Below are 15,118 nucleotides of genomic sequence, written 5' to 3'. Positions count from 1 at the left end.
CGTCACGAATGCCCTCGTCGTGTGTTCTTTGTCCGCTTCTCCCTGTGGCGTGCGCCACTTCCGCCCCCGGTGATCAACGTTGCGGCCGTGATAAATCTTCACGACCGCCCGGCGAACACCACCCATGTGCGCCGGGTGCGCCACCGAGCCGGCGACCGTCGGCCAGGCACAAGCTCCATCGCAATCCGGGGGGATCGAGATCCGGTCCGCGGCCGACGAGAGGCCCGGGCCGGGACATGGAGAAAGGCGCACCACACATGACCTCCGCTCAGGTCGACACCTCGGAGCAGGCCTCCGAAGAGGGGTACGAGCGCGGACTCGGCAGCCGCCAGGTCCAGATGATCGCGATCGGCGGCGCCATCGGCGTCGGCCTCTTCCTGGGAGCCGGGGCGAACATCGCCAAGGCCGGCCCCAGCCTCATCCTGATGTACGCCCTCGCCGGCGCCATCGTCTTCTTCATCATGCGGGCGCTCGGCGAACTGCTCCTGTACCGCCCGGTCTCGGGCTCCTTCGCGGAGTACTCCCGCGAGTTCCTCGGCCCGTTCTTCGGCTACTTCACCGGCTGGACGTACTGGCTGATGTGGGTCGTCACCGGCATGGCCGAGCTGACGGCCGCCGCGATCTACGTCAATTATTGGTTCCCGGCCATCCCCCAGTGGGTGACCGCCCTGGTCTTCCTCGTGATCCTCTTCGGGGTCAACCTGATCTCCGTGAAGCTCTTCGGAGAGCTCGAGTTCTGGTTCTCGATGGTCAAGGTCACCGCGCTGATCGGCATGATCGTGATCGGCCTCGGTGTCCTCACCTTCGGCTTCAGCTCTGCCGGTGACACCGCCGCGGTCTCCAACCTCTGGCAGTTCGACGGCTTCTTCCCCAAGGGCATCGGCTCGTCCCTGATGACGCTGCAGGGCGTCATGTTCGCCTACCTCGCGGTCGAGCTGGTCGGCGTCACGGCCGGCGAGTCCGAGAACCCCGAGAAGACCCTCCCCAAGGCGATCAACACCCTCCCCTGGCGCATCGCCCTCTTCTACGTCGGCGCGCTCACCGTCATCCTCTGCGTCGTGAAGTGGACGGAGTTCGCCCCGGGCGTCTCCCCGTTCGTCGCCGCCTTCGCGAAGATCGGCATCCCGGCCGGCGCCGGCATCGTCAACTTCGTCGTCCTCACCGCGGCCCTGTCGTCCTGCAACTCCGGCATGTACTCCACCGGCCGCATGCTGCGCACCCTGGCCGACAACGGCGAGGCCCCCAAGGGCTTCCAGAAGCTGTCCGCCACCAGGACGCCGGCGCTCGGCATCACCGTCTCGGTCCTCTTCATGGGCATCGGCGTGGTCCTCAACTACGTCGTCCCGGAGAAGGCGTTCGGCTACGTCACCTCGGTGGCCACCGCGGCCGGCATCTGGACCTGGCTGATGATCCTGATCAGCCACGTCCTCTACCGCCGCGCGGTCGTCGCGGGCCGCCTGCCCGCGTCCTCCTTCCCGGCGCCGGGCGGCGCGGTGTGCAGCTGGATCGCCATCGTGTTCCTGCTCTTCGTCACAGGCCTGATCGCCTACGACGCCGACTCCCGCGTCTGCCTGTACGTGATGGCGGGCTGGGCCGCGGCCCTGGGCGTCGGCTGGGCGGTGTTGAGGGCCCGCAACCCCGAGGTCACCCGGCGCCGCGAGCCGGAGCTGGAGAAAGTCGGCTGACCGTCCGGCATGTGGGCCGCTCCGTACCGTCCCTCGGTACGGAGCGGCCCTCCTGCTTATCCTGGCGAGCATGCTGACCATCACCCAGGCCCTCGTCGACCAGATCGTCGCGCACGCGCGCAAGGACCACCCCGACGAGGCGTGCGGCGTCGTCGCGGGCCCGGCTGGCTCGGACCGCCCCGAGCGCTTCATCCCGATGCTGAACGCGGCCATGTCGCCCACGTTCTACGAGTTCGACTCCGGCGATCTGCTGAGGCTCTACCGCGAGATGGACGACCGCGACGAGGAGCCGGTGGTGATCTACCACTCCCACACCGCCACCGAGGCCTACCCCTCCCGTACCGACATCTCCTACGCCAACGAACCCGGCGCCCACTACGTCCTGGTCTCCACCGCGGACACCGATGGCCTCGGCGACTTCCAGTTCCGCTCGTACCGCATCGTGGAAGGCGAGGTCACGGAGGAGGAGGTCACGGTCGTGGAGGCGTACTGATCTCGCAGTTCGGACAGAATTCATCCACCATGCGGGATCACACTCCGGCCTGGCGACCGGGAATCGATACGATGAGCCCATGGTTCTGAACGACGTGGGCATCAAGGCGCCGAGCGTGCTGCTCGTGGCGCGGCTGCACGTCGACCTGTGCAGGCTGAACAGCGCCATCTGTTGACGCTTCCCTGCCGCCGTACGGCCGTGAGCCGCGGCACCCGGAGCACCACCCGCACTTCGCGCCGCCGCGCGCCCACCGATCCGACACCTTCCGACAGGAGCCCGCAACCATGGCCATCGAGGTCCGCATCCCCACCATCCTCCGCACCTACACCGACGGCCAGAAGGCGGTGGAGGGCACCGGGGACACCCTCGCCGAGCTCTTCGCCGACCTCGAGACCCGGCACACGGGCATCCAGGCCCGCATCGTGGACGGCGGTGAACTGCGCCGCTTCGTCAACGTCTACCTGAACGACGAGGACGTCCGCTTCCTCGACGGCATCAACACCAAGGTCGCCGACGGCGACAACGTCACGATCCTGCCGGCCGTGGCCGGCGGCATGGCCTGATCCGGATGCGGTACGACTCCCCGCTGGCCGCGGTCGGCAACACCCCCCTGGTGTGCCTGCCGCGGCTGTCGCCGTCCGCCGAGGTCCGCATCTGGGCCAAGCTGGAGGACCGCAACCCGACCGGCTCGGTCAAGGACCGTCCCGCCCTGCACATGATCGAGCAGGCGGAGAAGGACGGCCGCCTCACGCCGGGCTGCACGATCCTCGAGCCGACCAGCGGCAACACCGGCATCTCCCTCGCCATGGCCGCCAAGCTCAAGGGTTACCGCATGGTGTGCGTGATGCCCGAGAACACCTCCCAGGAGCGCCGGGACCTGCTCGGCATGTGGGGCGCCGAGATCATCTCCTCCCCGGCCGCGGGCGGCTCCAACACCGCCGTTCGCGTCGCCAAGGAACTCTCCGCCCAGCATCCCGACTGGGTGATGCTGTACCAGTACGGCAACCCGGACAACGCCGGCGCCCACTACGCCACCACCGGCCCCGAGATCCTCGCCGACCTCCCCTCTATCACCCACTTCGTCGCGGGCCTCGGCACCACGGGCACCCTGATGGGCGTCGGCCGCTACCTGCGCGAGAACAAGCCGGACGTGCAGATCGTCGCCGCCGAGCCGCGCTACGACGACCTGGTGTACGGCCTGCGCAACCTCGACGAGGGCTTCGTACCCGAGCTGTACGACGCCTCCGTGCTGACCACCCGCTTCTCGGTCGGCTCCGCCGACGCCGTCACCCGTACCCGGGAACTCCTCCAGCAGGAGGGCATCTTCGCGGGCGTCTCCACGGGCGCGGCGCTGCACGCGGCGATCGGCGTCGGACGAAAGGCCGTCAAGGCCGGCGAGCCCGCCGACATCGCGTTCGTCGTGGCGGACGGCGGCTGGAAATACCTCTCGACCGGCGTCTACACGGCGGCGACGACGGAGGAAGCGATCGAGACGCTGCACGGCCAGCTCTGGGCGTAGTGCCCGGTCGGCCGCCTCACGTCGCCAGGTGACGGACCTGCTCCCACAGGACCGGGTCCACCATCCCCACCCTGCGCCGGAACTCCCACACCGGCACCTCACGCAACTCGGCGGTCTCCAGGAAGCTGGCCCGCCCGCGAGAATCGTCGACGGCACCCGGCGGCAGCGGGATCACCCCGGCCCGCTCGTCGCGGTACTTGCTGGTGATCTTCGCGACGGTCACCCGCTCCCCGTGCACCACCAGCACCAGACAGGGCCGGTCCTTGCGGCCCGGCCCGTCCTCGAACGGCACGTTCGCCCACCAGATCTCCGCCGGCCGCGGCCGTGCGTCCTTCCGCCCGCCCGGCCGTCCCGGCGGCCGGGACCGCCGCCCCGAGGGCCGCCGCCCCCGCCCCCATCCGTCGACGAGCGTGGCGACCAGCGCGAGCAGTACGACCGCGGCGAGCGCCAGCCACCATGACGTGTCCATACGAAGACGTTACCGGGGCGCGCGTCGCGTCGCGCGCCCTCTCTCGCGCCTCACCCGCCCCGCTTCCAGCCGAACCGGTGACACCACAGGTGAGTTCGCCCACAACAGCCCCTGGTGGAGGAGCGACGAGGGGTTTTGCGCCTTACGCTCGACGGACCGCACGACCCCCGTCTCCTTCCGGAAAAGTCCCGCCAGCGGAGGTTTCTGTTTCATGAAGCTCACCGTCGTCGGCTGCTCGGGGTCGTTCCCGTCCGCGGAATCGGCCTGCTCGAGCTACCTCGTCGAGGCCGACGGCTTCCGGCTGCTTCTCGACATGGGCAACGGTGCCCTCGGCGAGCTGCAGCGCCACTGCGGTCTCTACGACCTCGACGCGATCTTCCTCAGCCATCTGCACGCCGACCACTGCATCGACATGTGCGCGTACTTCGTCGCGCGCTACTACCGCCACGACGGCGGCCGCTGCGACCCGATCCCGGTCTACGGCCCCGAGGGCACCGAACACCGCCTCACCACCGCCTACGCGGACACTCCCACCGCCTCCTCCATGAGCGAGGTCTTCGACTTCCACACCGTCAAGCCGTCCACGTTCGAGATCGGCCCGTTCACGGTGCACACGGAGCGCGTGGCCCATCCCGTGGAGGCGTACGGCATCCGCGTCGAGCACGGCGGGCGGGTCCTGACGTACTCCGGCGACACGGGCGTCACCCCCGTCCTGGACGAACTCGCCCGCGACGCCGACCTGTTCCTGTGCGAGGCCGCCTTCACGCACGGCAAGGAGAACATCCCCGACCTGCACCTCAACGGCCGCGAGGCGGGGGAGACGGCGGCCCGCGCGGGCGCCCGCCGCCTGCTCCTCACCCATGTCCCCCCGTGGACCGACCCGCAGGTCAACCTGACCGACGCCCGCGCGGTCTTCGACGGCCCGGTCGACCTGGCGGCACCCAGGCTGTCGTACGAGATCTGACCCCCACGGCACGACGAAGGCCCCGGCACCTCCTCGGTGCCGGGGCCTTCGCGTGGTGACGCCGGTTCTCACGCCGTGGTGAGCTCCTCGACCTCCTCCTCGGGCTCGCGGCCCGGGGTGGGGAGGTTCCACTTGGTGATGGCGAAGCGGAAGACGACGTAGTAGAGGGCGCCGAAGGCCAGGCCGACGGGGATCAGCAGCCAGGGCTTGGTGGAGATACCCCAGTTGATGAAGACGTCGATGAAGCCGGCCGAGAAGCTGAAGCCCATGTGCATTCCCAGGGCCCAGGTGACGGCCATCGAGACCGCGGTGAGGACCGCGTGGATGGCGTAGAGCACCGGCGCGATGAACATGAACGTGAACTCGATCGGTTCGGTGACACCTGTGACGAAAGAGGTCAGCGCCATCGACATCATCATGCCCAGAACGGCCTTGCGGCGCTCGGGACGGGCGGAGTGGGCGATCGCGAGAGCGGCGGCGGGGAGGCCGAACATCATGATCGGGAAGAAGCCGGTCATGAACATACCGGCGGAGGGGTCACCGGCGAAGAAGCGCGGCAGGTCGCCGTGGAAGACGGTGCCGGCGGAGTTGGTGAAGTCGCCGATCTGGAACCAGGCCACGGAGTTGACGAACTGGTGCATCCCGATCGGGATCAGGGCCCGGTTGATGAGCCCGAAGAGGGCCGAACCGAAGGCGCCCAGGCCGGTCATCCACTTGCCGAAGTCCGTGATGCCATTGCCGATGGGCTCCCAGCCCAGGACCACCAGCACGCCGAACAGGGTGCCGACGGCGGCCGTGATGATCGGGACGAGGCGGCGGCCATTGAAGAAGCCGAGCCAGTCGACGAGCTGCTTGCGGTGGTAGCGCTGCCACAGAACGGCCGTCAGCAGACCGAGGATGATGCCGCCGAGTACGCCCGGGTTCTGGAAGGTCGCGGCCTGAGCCGCCTCGTGGCCCTTCTGCCAGAATCCACCGCCGAGCCCGGTCGCGGTGTAGGTGGCCCCCTCGTGACCGTCCTTGATCGGGTACTGGTGGATCACCGCGTAATAGCTGAGGAAGCCGACCACGGCGGCCAGCGCTGTCGAGCCGTCGGACTTCTTCGCGAAACCGATGGCCACGCCTATGCAGAACAGCAGGGGCAGACCGAAGGAACTGTCCAGCAGGGCACCACCGGCTCCGGCGAACACCTTCGCCACGTCCGCGGGGATGTGGAACCTCGCTTGGGAGTCCGGCTGACCGAACCTGAGCAGAAGCCCCGCCGCCGGCAACACGGCGATCGGGAGCTGCAGGCTGCGACCAACCTTCTGCAGGCCCTGGAACAGGCCTGATCCCCGCTTCTTGGCGGGGGCCGCCGGGGGCGCGGTGGCGGTGCTCATAGACTTCCTCCATCGGGTGGTGGTCTACACCACTCAGTGGTGTAGACCTGTTGTAGCAGATGAAGGTGGCATAAGGAACCCGCGATTCCCGTGACGGTCGGGCTACTTTCCGCTAGGCCACAGACCGATCGCGATGACGGCCCACGGCTTCGTCGCCCGGTTCCAGTTGAGCCGCGGCACTCAGCAGTTGGCGACCGCCCCTCAAGTGGTGTAGACCAGTCCCGAGGATTGGGAGCTGTGACGTCATCTTTCGGTACGCACGGCGCAATCGCTCGCGAAGTGGGGCCAACTGTGCGTGAGGAGACCGACATGGCCAGCAAGGCTGAGAAGATCGTCGCCGGACTCGGCGGCATCGACAACATCGAAGAGGTCGAGGGCTGCATCACCCGCCTCCGCACCGAGGTCAACGACGCCTCGCTGGTCGACGAGGCCGCCCTGAAGGCCGCCGGCGCCCACGGAGTCGTCAAGATGGGCACCGCGATCCAGGTCGTCATCGGCACCGACGCCGACCCGATCGCCGCGGAGATCGAAGACATGATGTGAACCCCGCCCCGGCGGGCAGGACGGCCACGGGTTCCTCCCGACGCGGGAGGAGCCCCTTCCGCATGGGCGGATAGGCTCAGCGGCATGTCTCGAATCGACGGCCGCACCCCCGAACAACTCCGCCCGATCACCATCGAACGCGGCTGGAGCAAGCACGCCGAGGGCTCCGTCCTCGTCTCCTTCGGCGACACCAAGGTGCTGTGCACCGCCTCCTTCACCGAAGGCGTCCCGCGCTGGCGCAAGGGCAGCGGCGAGGGCTGGGTCACCGCCGAGTACTCCATGCTGCCCCGCGCCACCAACACCCGCGGCGACCGCGAGTCCGTCCGCGGCAAGATCGGCGGCCGTACCCACGAGATCTCCCGCCTCATCGGCCGCTCCCTGCGCGCCGTCATCGACTACAAGGCACTCGGCGAGAACACCGTCGTCCTCGACTGCGACGTCCTCCAGGCCGACGGCGGCACCCGCACCGCCGCCATCACCGGCGCCTACGTCGCCCTCGCCGACGCCGTCGCCTGGGCACAGGGCAGGAAACTGATCAAGCCCGGCCGCCAGCCCCTCACCGGAACCGTCTCCGCGGTCTCCGTCGGCATCGTCGGCGGCGTCCCGCTCCTCGACCTCCGCTACGAGGAGGACGTACGGGCCGACACCGACATGAACGTCGTCTGCACCGGCGACGGCCGCTTCGTCGAGGTCCAGGGCACCGCCGAGGCCGAGCCCTTCGCCCGCGAGGAGCTCAACACCCTCCTCGACCTGGCCGTCACCGGCTGCGCGGAACTCGCCGTCCTCCAGCACAAGGCGCTCGACACCGTCCTCGAAAAGTAAAGGGCGCACCAAGAAGGGCGGGCGGCCGGGGCAACCCGCGCCGCCCGTCCCGGCGTCCCTACAAGTGCGGGCGCACGGCACACCACCGTGCGCCCGACCACGGGGGCCTCACCGGGGCCTGGGACAGGGAGGACACACCGTCATGGCCGCGAGCCGAGGCCGCCGAAGTCGCCGTACCGTCACCACCCTCGTCGCCCTGGCCGCCCTCGGCCTGACGACGGGCCTGGCCACCGGCTGCGACGCCGTCGACAAGGCCATCGACTGCGTCCAGACCGCCGACACCATCGCCGACAGCGTCACCGCACTCCAGCAGGCCGTCGAGAACGCGGGCAGCGACCCCACCCAACTCGACCAGTCCCTCGCCTCCATCGACAAGAACCTCGACAAGATCGGCGACAGGACCGACAACGTCGACGTCAACAAGGCGGTCGACGACCTCGGCAAGGCCGTGGACAACGTCCGTACGGCCGTGAAGAACGGCGACCACACACCCGACGTCACCCCCGTGACCGACGCGGCAGGCGAACTCACCAAGGTCTGTACGTCGTGACGGGCGCCCGCCGGGGACCGGGATACTGAACGGCATGACGCGCTTGATCCTCGCCACCCGCAACGCCGGAAAGATCACCGAACTGCGGGCGATCCTCGCCGACGCAGGCCTGCCCCACGAACTGGTCGGCGCGGACGCCTACCCCGACGTCCCCGACGTCAAGGAAACCGGCGTGACCTTCGCCGAGAACGCCCTCCTCAAGGCCCACGCCCTCGCCCGCGCCACCGGCCTGCCCGCAGTCGCCGACGACTCCGGCCTCTGCGTCGACGTCCTGGGCGGCGCCCCCGGCATCTTCTCGGCCCGCTGGTCCGGCCGGCACGGCGACGACAAGGCCAACCTGGAGCTCCTCCTGGCCCAGCTCTCCGACATCGACGACACCCACCGCGCCGCCCACTTCGCCTGCGCGGCGGCACTGGCCCTGCCAGACGGGACGGAGCGGGTGGTCGAGGGCCGCCTGCGGGGTTCGCTGCGCCACGCCCCCGTCGGCGCGAACGGCTTCGGCTACGACCCGATCCTCCAGCCGGAGGGCGAAACCCGCACGTGCGCGGAGCTGTCCCCGGAAGAAAAGAACGCGATCAGCCATCGGGGGAAGGCGTTCCGGGCGCTGGTGCCGGTGGTGCGGGAGCTGTTGGGCTGAGTTACTGCGAAGGGCGCGGCTCCCAGGGGGGAGCCGCGCCCTGAAGGTGGGGCCGACGAGACTCGAACTCGCACTGTCCACTACCTAAAAGTGGTGCCTCCTGCCAAGTTGGGCTACGGCCCCACGCACAGCTTACTGGTACTCGGCGAACGGTCGCCGCTGGTTGCCGCCCCTGCACCAGGTGCTGGTGATCGCGTGGCAGTTGGGGCACAGCAACCGCAGGTTCTCCCGCCGGTCGTCGCTCCAGTCCCCGTTGATGTGATCGACCTCCAGTGTCATGGGCTTGCCGAGCCACTCGGGACCTGTTCCGCACTCGGCGCACTCCTCGGGTACGCCCACCTCCAGCAGTGCCCGGCGGAGCAGATGAGTCCTGGTCCGGCGCTGGCCGTCATGCTGGATAAGGATGTCCTCCGCGCGCCTGAGCGGTGTGGTGCCTGGCCTGCCGCGTTGATGGGCCTGTCCAAGGAAGTGGGCGGTGTCGAGACCGTCCTCGATCACCCAGCATCGGAGCTGAGCGCGCAACCTGCTGTTGTAAGGCTCCATCCCCAGAGCGCGCAGCGTATCGGCGATGGAGGTTGCTCCTGCGACCGCTCGGCGCAGCTCGTCGGCGGCTGGTCTGTCGGGCACTCCCCTCGCTCGTCTCTGGCGGGGCATGTGCGAGACGTCGATTCCGAAGTGGTCGAAGCGATGGAAAAGGTGACGGCGCAGTCGGCCGTATGGCCGGGTGCCGAAGAAGGCGATGACCTCGTCGATGTCCGAACACTGGGTGGCGGCTTCTGCCAGCCGTTCCCGGGTGTACTGCACGCCGCCGCTCATGAAGTCCTCCCTTTGCCGCGCCCCCGGTAACTTTCCGTTGTTGAGTGGCAGTTGGGGCACAGAAACTGCAGGTTCTCGATGCGGTTGTCGCGCCAGTTGCCGTCGATGTGATCGACCTCCAGCGGGAGCGGGTGCCCTCGCCAGACCGCTTCCGTCCCGCATTGGGCGCACCGTTCCTGCATCCCCAGTGCCGTCATCGCCGACTTGAGTCGATCGCTAGGGACGCGCCGAGCATGGCCGAGGGGCTGCTCGACGAGTAGCCCCTCGGGTGTCCGGGGGCGCCACGCTTTGCCGCGTCGGGTCGGCACCTGAAAGTGCGAGGTGTCGATCCCGTACGCCTTGATCCGGCGGCTGATGTGCGTGTGATGCCCGCCCACCACCTCAAGCCCGAGATGCCGTAGGACTTCACACATGTTCGTCGACGCAGAGACTGCCGCCTGCAGGGTCTCTCGGGTCCACTTGACCCCCTCGCGCTCGAAGTGCGAGGTGTCCACCCCTAGCTTCTTCATCCGCTCCAAGACATACCGCCGCGTCGAACTCTTCGGATCCACCCCCAACCTCGTCAACGCCTCCGACAACGTCCGCGCCCCTCGGGCCGCTCCCTCCAGTCGCTCCTTGGTGTATGCGCTGACCCCCATCGAGCCCCCTCCGTCCCGGCCGCGCGTTCGCAGCTCGTACGGAGTAACGAACAGCTCATCGGACAGTCACGCCCGAAACGTGAAGCGGCTCGCGCCGGGGTGTCCCGGTGCGAGCCGCTGACCTGGCGGGAAGGAGGGCCTCAGATGCCCAGGTCCTTGATGATCTTGGCTACGTGGCCTGTGGCTCGGACGTTGTAGAGGGCCCGTTCGACCTTGCCCTCTTCGTCGACGATGATCGTGGAGCGGATGACGCCCATGTAGGTCTTGCCGTAGTTCTTCTTCTCGCCGTATGCGCCGTAGGACTCGGTGACCTTCTTGTCCGGGTCGGCGGCCAGGGTGACCTTCAGGGACTCCTTCTCGCGGAACTTCGCCAGCTTCTCCGGGGCGTCCGGGGAGATGCCGATGACGTCGTAGCCGGCGCCGGCCAGGACGTCGAGGTTGTCCGTGAAGTCGCAGGCCTGCTTGGTGCAGCCGGGCGTGAGGGCCGCCGGGTAGAAGTAGACGATGACCTTGCGGCCCTTGTGGGCCGACAGGGAGACGTCGTTGCCGTCGGCGTCGGGGAGGGTGAAGTCGGGGGCCACGTCCCCGGGCTGGAGTCGCTCGCTCATCGGAACAGCGTAACCGGGGGTCCTGACAGTGCGGCGGCACGCGGAGCTGACAGACTGTCCAGAACAAGCGACAACAAGGCATCGGCTGACTTCGGAGGCCCCACGGTGGCGGACACGTCGGACACCAGAACCCCGGCGCAGATCGAGGCGGACATCAAAGCCCGCCGCGTAGTGCTGGCCGAGACCCTGGACGAGATCGGGGTGCGTGTGCACCCGAAGACCATCGTCGGTGACGCCAAGGCCAAGGTCGTGTCCAATATCGATCACACGCTGGGCCGGGCGTACGTCGGCGTCAACAAGGCCGTCACCGACGTCAGGGCCCGGTTCGTGGACGAGGAGGGCGCGCCCAGGCTGGAGCGGATCGTGCCGGTCGCCCTGGTCGCCGTGGGCCTGGTGGGGCTGCTCGCTCTCGGCACCCGACGGCGCAAGAGCTGACGGAGAGCTGTAGGTTCGGGACGTGAGCGCCAACAGAAACGAGCAGAGCACCCACGACAAGCTGCCCATCCGGATGCTGCACGACCGGGTGCTGGTCAAGCAGGAGACCGGTGAGGGCGAGCGGCGGTCCGGCGGGGGCATCCTGATCCCCGCCACCGCGGCGGTGGGGCGGCGGCTGGCGTGGGCCGAGGTCGTCGCCGTCGGCCAGAACGTGCGGACGGTGGAGCCGGGCGACCGTGTGCTGTACGACCCCGAGGACCGCGCCGAGGTCGAGGTACGGGGCGTGGCGTACGTGCTCATGCGCGAGCGCGACCTGCACGCCGTGGCCGCGGACCGCTTCGAGGGCTCGGAGGACACGACGGGCCTCTATCTCTGACATCTCTGACAACTCCGCAGCAAAGTTCCGAGAACGTCGAAGGGGCCGGTGACCACCGTCACCGGCCCCTTCGGCGTTCACCGCCGTTCACCGCCCGCGGTGTGTCACTGTCTGCGGCCGGTCGACTGGGGACCTGCCGCCGTGCCGGTGGTCGTGCCTCCGGTGTCCGCTCCGTTCGTGCCGCCGTTCGTGCCGCCGTTCGTGCCGCCGGTGTCGCCTCCCGTGGTGCCGGTCGTCGTACCGCCGTTCGTCGTGCCCGTCGTCGTGCCGCCGTTGGTGGTGCCGCCCGTGGTGCCGCCGTTGGTCGTGTCGCCGGTGGTGCCGCCGGTGGTCGTCGGGCCGCCCGTCGTGGGCGTCCCGCCGGTCGTCGGCGTACCGCCGTTGGTCTGTCCCTGGGTCGGGCCCTGGTCGGTCTGGCCGCCCGTGGTGGTCGTACCGCCGTTGTCCTGGCCGCCGGTGCCGGGGGCCGTCGACTGGGGCGGGGCCTGGGTCTCGTCGGCGCCCGGCATCAACTGCAGGTCGAAGTCGCTCGCCGACCGCCCCTTCAGCGCCGCCTTGGTGTACTGCGCCCAGATCTGCGCCGGCGGGCCACCGCCGTTGACGCGCTGCAGCCCCATCGCGCCGTACAGCGACTTGTGCTGGGCCGTCACCGGGTCCTGGCCCATCACGGAGACGACCGTCGCCAGGTCGGGGGTGTAGCCGGCGAACCAGGCGGCCTTGTCGTCCTCCGCGGTACCGGTCTTGCCCGCGGCGGGGCGGTCGGCGCCCTGCGCGGCGGTCGCGGTGCCGTTCTCGACCACGCTCTGCAGGATCGAGGTCGTCGTGTCGGCGGCCTCCCGGCTGACGGCCTGGGTGGTCCTGTCCTTCGGCAGTTCCACCTTCTCGCCGTTCCTGGTGATGGACGCGATGATCGTGTACGTGTGCCGCTCGCCGTGGTTCGCGAGCGTCGCGTAGGCCTCCGCCATGTCGAGGACGCTGGCGGTGTTCACACCGAGCGCGATGGACGGGGTCGCGGTCAGGTCGGGTGTGTCGGCGGGGATGCCCAGGTCGATGGCCGTCTGCTTCACCTTCGACGGGCCGACGTCCACGGCCATCTGCGCATACACCGCGTTGACGGACTTGTCGGTGGCGGTGCGCACGGTGATGTTGCCGTAGGAGACGTCGTCCTCGTTCGCGGGCGCGTAACTTCCGCCGACCCAGCCCTGTACGGGGCGCTTGTTGGTGCCGTCGTAGTAGGTGTTGGGGGTGATGACCTGGCCGTCCTGGGTCTCGGAGTGGTTCTGGACGGCCGAGGCGAACACGATCGGCTTGAAGCTGGAGCCCACCTGGAAGTCGCCGCGGGTCGCGCCGTTCGTGTACTGCTTGACGTAGTCGATGCCGCCGTACAGCGCGACGACCTTGCCGGTCTTCGGGTCGACGGAGGCTCCGCCGGCGCGGACGTAGTTGTCGACCTTGCGGTTCTTCTTGTCGAGGTGGTCGATCACCTGGTTGTTGACGGCCTTGACGAAGGCGTTCTGCTTGCTCTTCTCGAGCGTGGTGGTGATGCGGTAGCCGCCGGCCGCGAGTTCGTCCGAGCTGACGATCTTGTTCTTGGCGAGGTAGCTCTCCACGGCCTTGACGATGTAGCCGCGCTGGCCGGACATGCCGGTGGAGAGGGTCTGCTCCTTCGGCATCGGGAACTGCAGGGTCGCCCGCTTCGCCTCGGTCAGCCAGCCCTTCTTGACCATGCCGTCCAGGACGTAGTTCCAGCGGGCCACGGCCGCCGCCTTGTTCTCCGGGTGCGCCACGACGTCGTACTCGCTGGGCGCGTTGACGAGCGCGGCGAGGTAGGCGGCGCGGGCCGGGTCGAGGTCGGTGGAGTCCACGCCGTAGTAGGCCTGGGCGGCGGCCTGGATGCCGTAGGCGTTGCGGCCGAAGTAGCTGGTGTTGAGGTAGCCCTCGAGGATCTGGTCCTTGGACTTCTCGCGGTCCAGCTTGATGGAGATGAAGAACTCCTTCACCTTGCGGGTGACGGTCTGCTCCTGCGCCAGGTAGTAGTTCTTCACGTACTGCTGGGTGATCGTCGAACCGGACTGCCTGCCCTTGCCGGTCGCGGTGTTCCAGCCGGCGCGCAGCATCGCCTTGGGGTCGACGGCGGACTCGGTGTAGAAGTCGCGGTCCTCGGCGGCCAGGACGGCGTGCTGGGCGTCCTTGGAGACCTGGGCGAGGGTCACGTTCTCCCGGTTGATGTCGCCGTCGCGGGCGATCTGGGAGCCGTCGGCGTAGAGGTAGACGTTGGCCTGCTTCATCGCGAGGGCGTTGGCGTTCGGGATCTTCACGAGCGAGTACCCGAGGAAGAACAGCCCGACCACCAGCAGCACGCCGATGACGAAGGTGCCGAGCACCATCCGCCACGTCGGAATGATCCGCCGCCAACCGGTCCGCTTGGGCCGCTTCCCCTTCTTCCCGCCACCGCCACCGGCAGCGGCAGCGGCGGGTGTGACAGCGGCCGCATCACCACCGACCCCACCGGCCCCGCGACCCGCAGCCGTGGCGGCGGCAGCCGCACCGCCCGCGACAGCGGCAGCAGCGGCGGCGGCAGCAGCGGCGGACGCGGCGGCCTGCGGAGACGCCGACCCCATCGACGCGGGCTTCACGGGCGCCAGACGCTGGGTGGGGGAGTCGGTCATCGGGCGGCGGGGGGAGGCGCCGGACGCCGGGGACTGGGTGGGGGTGCCAGGTGCCTGAGGTGAGGTGGGGTCGCCGGGAGTCCGGGGCCTGGTGGGCCTCCCGGACGCTGCGGACGGGGTGGGCGTGCCCGTTGCCTGAGGCGGAGTGGGGGCGCCGGGCGTACCGGACCCCGCGCCTGCGGCAGCCCCGGGCCGTCCCGCCGCTCCGGGACGATCAGCGTCTTCGGGACGATCAGCGTCTTCGGCGGGCACGGGTGCCAGGCGCTGGGTAGGGGAGTCGACCGGCTTCGGCCGGGCTGACGCGTCCGGCGTCTGGGGCCGGGTGGCCGTACTGGCCCGCGGAGACTCGTCTGCTCCGGTCTGCTCGCTTGCCTCGGACCGCTCGACCGCGTCGGCCCGCTCAGCAGCGTCTCCGTCGCGATCCGCCGCCTCGGCAGCTCCGGAACGCTCACCACCCCCGGTGGCAGGGGAACTCTCAGCCGTCCCGGCTGTCGATCCCTCAGCCACCCCAGCCACCG

At 69.3% G+C, this 15,118-nt stretch carries 18 protein-coding genes and 1 tRNA gene; 12 read left to right on the top strand and 7 right to left on the bottom strand.

Translation table 11 applies throughout. The annotated features are described in order from the left end of the window. Positions 1–257 precede the first annotated feature (257 nt). The 5 genes from ABZZ74_RS18765 (at position 258) to ABZZ74_RS18745 (ending at position 3,697) form a co-directional block, all read left to right on the top strand. Entirely contained in the window at positions 258–1,685 is a 1,428-nt protein-coding gene (locus ABZZ74_RS18765) for an amino acid permease (protein WP_356766185.1), read from the top strand. A gap of 70 nt (positions 1,686–1,755) precedes the next feature. Next, complete coding sequence (locus ABZZ74_RS18760; RefSeq protein ID WP_133046326.1) at positions 1,756–2,178, top strand: M67 family metallopeptidase; 423 nt, start codon at positions 1,756–1,758, stop codon at positions 2,176–2,178. A 79-nt stretch (positions 2,179–2,257) separates the two neighbouring features. Then, a complete protein-coding gene (locus tag ABZZ74_RS18755) occupies positions 2,258–2,353 on the top strand; it encodes a putative leader peptide (RefSeq protein ID WP_356766183.1) in 96 nt (31 codons plus the stop codon). Between the two features lie 109 nt (positions 2,354–2,462). After that, positions 2,463–2,741, top strand: coding sequence for a MoaD/ThiS family protein (locus ABZZ74_RS18750; protein WP_133046327.1), 279 nt, complete (start codon positions 2,463–2,465; stop codon positions 2,739–2,741). A 5-nt stretch (positions 2,742–2,746) separates the two neighbouring features. After that, entirely contained in the window at positions 2,747–3,697 is a 951-nt protein-coding gene (locus ABZZ74_RS18745; RefSeq protein ID WP_356766181.1) for a cysteine synthase, read from the top strand. A 16-nt stretch (positions 3,698–3,713) separates the two neighbouring features. On the opposite strand, the gene ABZZ74_RS18740 is transcribed toward ABZZ74_RS18745, so the two are convergent. Beyond that, entirely contained in the window at positions 3,714–4,166 is a 453-nt protein-coding gene (locus ABZZ74_RS18740) for a type II toxin-antitoxin system PemK/MazF family toxin (RefSeq protein ID WP_356766179.1), read from the bottom strand. Between the two features lie 211 nt (positions 4,167–4,377). Between ABZZ74_RS18740 and ABZZ74_RS18735 the strand changes: the two genes are divergently transcribed. After that, positions 4,378–5,130 carry an MBL fold metallo-hydrolase gene (locus ABZZ74_RS18735; RefSeq protein ID WP_356766177.1) on the top strand — a complete coding sequence of 251 codons (753 nt, stop codon included), beginning with the start codon at positions 4,378–4,380 and terminating at the stop codon, positions 5,128–5,130. Positions 5,131–5,198: 68 nt separating this feature from the next. On the opposite strand, the gene ABZZ74_RS18730 is transcribed toward ABZZ74_RS18735, so the two are convergent. Further along, positions 5,199–6,506 (bottom strand): PTS transporter subunit EIIC, encoded by a 1,308-nt coding sequence (locus ABZZ74_RS18730; protein ID WP_356766175.1) that lies wholly within the window; start codon positions 6,504–6,506, stop codon positions 5,199–5,201. A gap of 309 nt (positions 6,507–6,815) precedes the next feature. Here ABZZ74_RS18730 and ABZZ74_RS18725 point away from each other — a divergent pair, with 309 nt between their 5' ends. The 4 genes from ABZZ74_RS18725 to rdgB all read left to right on the top strand — a co-directional run bounded on the left by ABZZ74_RS18725 (position 6,816) and on the right by rdgB (position 9,058). Then, positions 6,816–7,049, top strand: a complete 234-nt coding sequence (locus tag ABZZ74_RS18725) for a PTS glucose/sucrose transporter subunit IIB (protein WP_109498534.1) — start codon at positions 6,816–6,818, stop codon at positions 7,047–7,049. Positions 7,050–7,133: 84 nt separating this feature from the next. Further along, entirely contained in the window at positions 7,134–7,871 is a 738-nt protein-coding gene (rph, locus tag ABZZ74_RS18720; protein ID WP_356766173.1) for a ribonuclease PH, read from the top strand. Between the two features lie 142 nt (positions 7,872–8,013). Further along, a complete protein-coding gene (locus tag ABZZ74_RS18715; RefSeq protein WP_356766171.1) occupies positions 8,014–8,421 on the top strand; it encodes a hypothetical protein in 408 nt (135 codons plus the stop codon). A gap of 34 nt (positions 8,422–8,455) precedes the next feature. Further along, positions 8,456–9,058, top strand: a complete 603-nt coding sequence (gene rdgB / locus ABZZ74_RS18710; protein WP_356766169.1) for an RdgB/HAM1 family non-canonical purine NTP pyrophosphatase — start codon at positions 8,456–8,458, stop codon at positions 9,056–9,058. A gap of 47 nt (positions 9,059–9,105) precedes the next feature. On the opposite strand, the gene ABZZ74_RS18705 is transcribed toward rdgB, so the two are convergent. The 4 genes from ABZZ74_RS18705 to bcp form a co-directional block, all read right to left on the bottom strand. Next, a tRNA-Leu gene (locus tag ABZZ74_RS18705) sits at positions 9,106–9,181 on the bottom strand. 9 nt (positions 9,182–9,190) lie between these two features. Further along, entirely contained in the window at positions 9,191–9,874 is a 684-nt protein-coding gene (locus tag ABZZ74_RS18700) for an HNH endonuclease signature motif containing protein (protein WP_356766167.1), read from the bottom strand. After that, positions 9,871–10,512, bottom strand: coding sequence for an HNH endonuclease (locus ABZZ74_RS18695; protein ID WP_356766165.1), 642 nt, complete (start codon positions 10,510–10,512; stop codon positions 9,871–9,873). Before ABZZ74_RS18695 ends, ABZZ74_RS18700 begins: the two co-directional genes overlap by 4 nt. 140 nt (positions 10,513–10,652) lie before the next feature. Next, entirely contained in the window at positions 10,653–11,120 is a 468-nt protein-coding gene (gene bcp, locus ABZZ74_RS18690; protein WP_133046335.1) for a thioredoxin-dependent thiol peroxidase, read from the bottom strand. 105 nt (positions 11,121–11,225) lie between these two features. Here bcp and ABZZ74_RS18685 point away from each other — a divergent pair, with 105 nt between their 5' ends. Both ABZZ74_RS18685 and ABZZ74_RS18680 read left to right on the top strand, forming a co-directional pair. Continuing rightward, positions 11,226–11,555: a DUF3618 domain-containing protein gene (locus tag ABZZ74_RS18685; RefSeq protein WP_133046336.1), complete on the top strand. Its 330-nt coding sequence runs from the start codon at positions 11,226–11,228 to the stop codon at positions 11,553–11,555. 22 nt (positions 11,556–11,577) lie between these two features. Beyond that, a complete protein-coding gene (locus tag ABZZ74_RS18680) occupies positions 11,578–11,931 on the top strand; it encodes a co-chaperone GroES (protein WP_133046337.1) in 354 nt (117 codons plus the stop codon). 104 nt (positions 11,932–12,035) lie between these two features. On the opposite strand, the gene ABZZ74_RS18675 is transcribed toward ABZZ74_RS18680, so the two are convergent. Next, entirely contained in the window at positions 12,036–14,600 is a 2,565-nt protein-coding gene (locus ABZZ74_RS18675; RefSeq protein ID WP_356766163.1) for a transglycosylase domain-containing protein, read from the bottom strand. Positions 14,601–15,118 lie beyond the last annotated feature (518 nt).

Source organism: Streptomyces sp. NPDC006476, assembly GCF_040612015.1.
GTDB lineage: Bacteria > Actinomycetota > Actinomycetes > Streptomycetales > Streptomycetaceae > Streptomyces > Streptomyces griseorubiginosus_B.
Note: the sequence above shows the minus strand (reverse complement) of the source record. Positions and strands in the feature narration are given on the sequence as shown.

What these genes read in the sequence shown, in the direction of transcription:
- ABZZ74_RS18765 (WP_356766185.1), top strand. Translation starts at nt 258, where the DNA reads ATGACCTCCGCTCAGGTCGACACCTCGGAGCAGGCCTCCGAAGAGGGG.
- ABZZ74_RS18760 (WP_133046326.1), top strand. Translation starts at nt 1,756, where the DNA reads ATGCTGACCATCACCCAGGCCCTCGTCGACCAGATCGTCGCGCACGCG.
- ABZZ74_RS18755 (WP_356766183.1), top strand. Translation starts at nt 2,258, where the DNA reads ATGGTTCTGAACGACGTGGGCATCAAGGCGCCGAGCGTGCTGCTCGTG.
- ABZZ74_RS18750 (WP_133046327.1), top strand. Translation starts at nt 2,463, where the DNA reads ATGGCCATCGAGGTCCGCATCCCCACCATCCTCCGCACCTACACCGAC.
- ABZZ74_RS18745 (WP_356766181.1), top strand. Translation starts at nt 2,747, where the DNA reads ATGCGGTACGACTCCCCGCTGGCCGCGGTCGGCAACACCCCCCTGGTG.
- ABZZ74_RS18740 (WP_356766179.1), bottom strand. Translation starts at nt 4,166, where the DNA reads ATGGACACGTCATGGTGGCTGGCGCTCGCCGCGGTCGTACTGCTCGCG.
- ABZZ74_RS18735 (WP_356766177.1), top strand. Translation starts at nt 4,378, where the DNA reads ATGAAGCTCACCGTCGTCGGCTGCTCGGGGTCGTTCCCGTCCGCGGAA.
- ABZZ74_RS18730 (WP_356766175.1), bottom strand. Translation starts at nt 6,506, where the DNA reads ATGAGCACCGCCACCGCGCCCCCGGCGGCCCCCGCCAAGAAGCGGGGA.
- ABZZ74_RS18725 (WP_109498534.1), top strand. Translation starts at nt 6,816, where the DNA reads ATGGCCAGCAAGGCTGAGAAGATCGTCGCCGGACTCGGCGGCATCGAC.
- rph (WP_356766173.1), top strand. Translation starts at nt 7,134, where the DNA reads ATGTCTCGAATCGACGGCCGCACCCCCGAACAACTCCGCCCGATCACC.
- ABZZ74_RS18715 (WP_356766171.1), top strand. Translation starts at nt 8,014, where the DNA reads ATGGCCGCGAGCCGAGGCCGCCGAAGTCGCCGTACCGTCACCACCCTC.
- rdgB (WP_356766169.1), top strand. Translation starts at nt 8,456, where the DNA reads ATGACGCGCTTGATCCTCGCCACCCGCAACGCCGGAAAGATCACCGAA.
- ABZZ74_RS18700 (WP_356766167.1), bottom strand. Translation starts at nt 9,874, where the DNA reads ATGAGCGGCGGCGTGCAGTACACCCGGGAACGGCTGGCAGAAGCCGCC.
- ABZZ74_RS18695 (WP_356766165.1), bottom strand. Translation starts at nt 10,512, where the DNA reads ATGGGGGTCAGCGCATACACCAAGGAGCGACTGGAGGGAGCGGCCCGA.
- bcp (WP_133046335.1), bottom strand. Translation starts at nt 11,120, where the DNA reads ATGAGCGAGCGACTCCAGCCCGGGGACGTGGCCCCCGACTTCACCCTC.
- ABZZ74_RS18675 (WP_356766163.1), bottom strand. Translation starts at nt 14,600, where the DNA reads ATGACCGACTCCCCCACCCAGCGTCTGGCGCCCGTGAAGCCCGCGTCG.